The organism is Erwinia sp. PPS120, from assembly GCF_047918655.1.
Lineage (GTDB): Bacteria > Pseudomonadota > Gammaproteobacteria > Enterobacterales > Enterobacteriaceae > Erwinia > Erwinia tasmaniensis_A.
Genome location: NZ_JBLREF010000020.1, coordinates 195 through 3,250, shown reverse-complemented (window position 1 = coordinate 3,250; position 3,056 = coordinate 195). Strand labels below are relative to the sequence as shown.

The window sequence follows — 3,056 nt, the reverse complement described above, 5'->3', positions numbered from 1 at the left end:
AAGAAGGCAAGGCGCCGCGGCGCGCAGCAGGCGGAGTGAACTGTACGTTCATGAGCACTGCGAGCACCGTGCAACGCGGCATTCTTTATACGCAGCCATTCCGGACATGGGACGCTTGTGGGTTGTGAGGTTAAGTGACTAAGCGTACACGGTGGATGCCCTGGCAGTCAGAGGCGATGAAGGGCGTGCTAATCTGCGATAAGCGCCGGTAAGGTGATATGAACCGCAACAACCGGCGATACCCGAATGGGGAAACCCAGTGTGTTCCGACACACTATCGCAACATGAATACATAGTGTTGCGAGGCGAACCGGGGGAACTGAAACATCTAAGTACCCCGAGGAAAAGAAATCAACCGAGATTCCCCCAGTAGCGGCGAGCGAACGGGGAGGAGCCCAGAACCTGAATCAGTTTGTGCATCAGTGGAAGCGTCTGGAAAGTCGCAGGGTACAGGGTGACACTCCCGTACACAAAGATGCACCTGCTGTGAGTTCGAAGAGTAGGGCGGGACACGTGATATCCTGTCTGAATATGGGGGGACCATCCTCCAAGGCTAAATACTCCTGACTGACCGATAGTGAACCAGTACCGTGAGGGAAAGGCGAAAAGAACCCCGGCGAGGGGAGTGAAACAGAACCTGAAACCGTGTACGTACAAGCAGTGGGAGCACCTTCGTGGTGTGACTGCGTACCTTTTGTATAATGGGTCAGCGACTTATATTCTGTAGCAAGGTTAACCGTATAGGGGAGCCGCAGGGAAACCGAGTCTTAACTGGGCGTTAAGTTGCAGGGTATAGACCCGAAACCCGGTGATCTAGCCATGGGCAGGTTGAAGGTTGGGTAACACTAACTGGAGGACCGAACCGACTAATGTTGAAAAATTAGCGGATGACCTGTGGCTGGGGGTGAAAGGCCAATCAAACCGGGAGATAGCTGGTTCTCCCCGAAAGCTATTTAGGTAGCGCCTCGTGAACTCATCTCCGGGGGTAGAGCACTGTTTCGGCTAGGGGGCCATCCCGGCTTACCAACCCGATGCAAACTGCGAATACCGGAGAATGTTATCACGGGAGACACACGGCGGGTGCTAACGTCCGTCGTGAAGAGGGAAACAACCCAGACCGCCAGCTAAGGTCCCAAAGTCATGGTTAAGTGGGAAACGATGTGGGAAGGCACAGACAGCCAGGATGTTGGCTTAGAAGCAGCCATCATTTAAAGAAAGCGTAATAGCTCACTGGTCGAGTCGGCCTGCGCGGAAGATGTAACGGGGCTAAACCATGCACCGAAGCTGCGGCAGCGACACGCAAGTGTTGTTGGGTAGGGGAGCGTTCTGTAAGCCGTTGAAGGTGGACTGTGAGGTCTGCTGGAGGTATCAGAAGTGCGAATGCTGACATGAGTAACGATAAAGCGGGTGAAAAGCCCGCTCGCCGGAAGACCAAGGGTTCCTGTCCAACGTTAATCGGGGCAGGGTGAGTCGACCCCTAAGGCGAGGCCGAAAGGCGTAGTCGATGGGAAACAGGTTAATATTCCTGTACTCGGTGTTACTGCGAAGGGGGGACGGAGAAGGCTATGTTAGCCGGGCGACGGTTGTCCCGGTTTAAGCGTGTAGGCTGGTGTTCCAGGTAAATCCGGAACGCCTTAAGGCTGAGGCGTGATGACGAGGCACTACGGTGCTGAAGTAACAAATGCCCTGCTTCCAGGAAAAGCCTCTAAGCATCAGGTAACAACGAATCGTACCCCAAACCGACACAGGTGGTCAGGTAGAGAATACCAAGGCGCTTGAGAGAACTCGGGTGAAGGAACTAGGCAAAATGGTGCCGTAACTTCGGGAGAAGGCACGCTGGTGCGTAGGTGAAGCGACTTGCTCGCGGAGCTGAAGCCAGTCGAAGATACCAGCTGGCTGCAACTGTTTATTAAAAACACAGCACTGTGCAAACACGAAAGTGGACGTATACGGTGTGACGCCTGCCCGGTGCCGGAAGGTTAATTGATGGGGTTATCGCAAGAGAAGCTCCTGATCGAAGCCCCGGTAAACGGCGGCCGTAACTATAACGGTCCTAAGGTAGCGAAATTCCTTGTCGGGTAAGTTCCGACCTGCACGAATGGCGTAATGATGGCCAGGCTGTCTCCACCCGAGACTCAGTGAAATTGAACTCGCTGTGAAGATGCAGTGTACCCGCGGCAAGACGGAAAGACCCCGTGAACCTTTACTACAGCTTGACACTGAACATTGAGCCTTGATGTGTAGGATAGGTGGGAGGCTTTGAAGCGTGGACGCCAGTCTGCGTGGAGCCAACCTTGAAATACCACCCTTTAACGTTTGATGTTCTAACCTGGCGCCATAATCTGGCGTGGGGACAGTGTCTGGTGGGTAGTTTGACTGGGGCGGTCTCCTCCTAAAGAGTAACGGAGGAGCACGAAGGTCAGCTAATCACGGTCGGACATCGTGAGGTTAGTGCAATGGCATAAGCTGGCTTGACTGCGAGCGTGACGGCGCGAGCAGGTGCGAAAGCAGGTCATAGTGATCCGGTGGTTCTGAATGGAAGGGCCATCGCTCAACGGATAAAAGGTACTCCGGGGATAACAGGCTGATACCGCCCAAGAGTTCATATCGACGGCGGTGTTTGGCACCTCGATGTCGGCTCATCACATCCTGGGGCTGAAGTAGGTCCCAAGGGTACGGCTGTTCGCCGTTTAAAGTGGTACGCGAGCTGGGTTTAGAACGTCGTGAGACAGTTCGGTCCCTATCTGCCGTGGGCGCTGGAAGATTGAGAGGGGTTGCTCCTAGTACGAGAGGACCGGAGTGAACGCACCACTGGTGTTCGGGTTGTCATGCCAATGGCATTGCCCGGTAGCTAAGTGCGGAAAAGATAAGCGCTGAAAGCATCTAAGCGCGAAACTTGCCTCGAGATGAATCTTCCCTGACTCCTTGAGAGTCCTGAAGGGACGTTGAAGACGACGACGTTGATAGGCCGGGTGTGTAAGCGCAGCGATGCGTTGAGCTAACCGGTACTAATGACCCGTGAGACTTAACCTTACAACACCAGAAGCGTTCTGGTG

The 3,056-nt window shown here is 54.3% G+C and carries 1 rRNA gene; it reads left to right on the top strand.

From position 1 onward, the window contains the following. Positions 1–128: 128 nt before the first annotated feature. Positions 129–3,033: ribosomal RNA gene (locus ACLRGG_RS12750) — 23S ribosomal RNA — on the top strand. Positions 3,034–3,056 lie beyond the last annotated feature (23 nt).